The 452-nt window shown below is 74.6% G+C and carries 1 protein-coding gene; it reads left to right on the forward strand.

Going from position 1 to position 452, the window contains the following annotated elements:
- Positions 1 to 247, forward strand: a 247-nt coding sequence (locus J5M58_RS26905) for a hypothetical protein (RefSeq protein WP_207880444.1), incomplete at its 5' end; no start/stop codon positions are given.
- Between the last annotated feature and the right edge of the window lie 205 nt (positions 248 to 452).

The raw sequence follows: 452 nt of genomic DNA on the forward strand, positions 1-452 counted from the left end.
GGGCGGCAGCGGCCGGTTCCTGTATGTGGCGACCGCGCAGCCGGGCGGCGGCGCGCCGGCGGTGCTGCTCGGCGATCGGGTAAAGCCCGTGTCGGTGTCGATCGAGCGCGCGGCGACGGGCGGCGCGGTTGTCGTCGTCGAATATCTGGATCGTCCGGAAGGCGCGCCGTTCGCGCAGGCGCCGACGATCAAGATCGTCCGGCGCTTCGCGCTGGAGCAAGGCCGGCTCGTCGAGCAGCGCGGGTAGCGGGCAGGGGGCTGGCGCGCCGGCTCGGCGGGCCGTGCACGCGAGACGAGCGTGATCGGCACGATCGGAGCAAGCGGGGCGACGGGTGCGATGGGCCCGGCGGGCTCGACAACCATGGGTAGCCTGAGCGACCACCGGCAACCGCGCGCGGGACAGGCGCGACGACGGTTCACGCCCGCGGCGTGTCGAGCGTGTCCCGCTGCTC

The organism is Pseudomonas sp. 32_A, from assembly GCF_017490905.1.
GTDB classification, from domain to species: Bacteria; Pseudomonadota; Gammaproteobacteria; order Pseudomonadales; family Pseudomonadaceae; genus Aquipseudomonas; species Aquipseudomonas inefficax.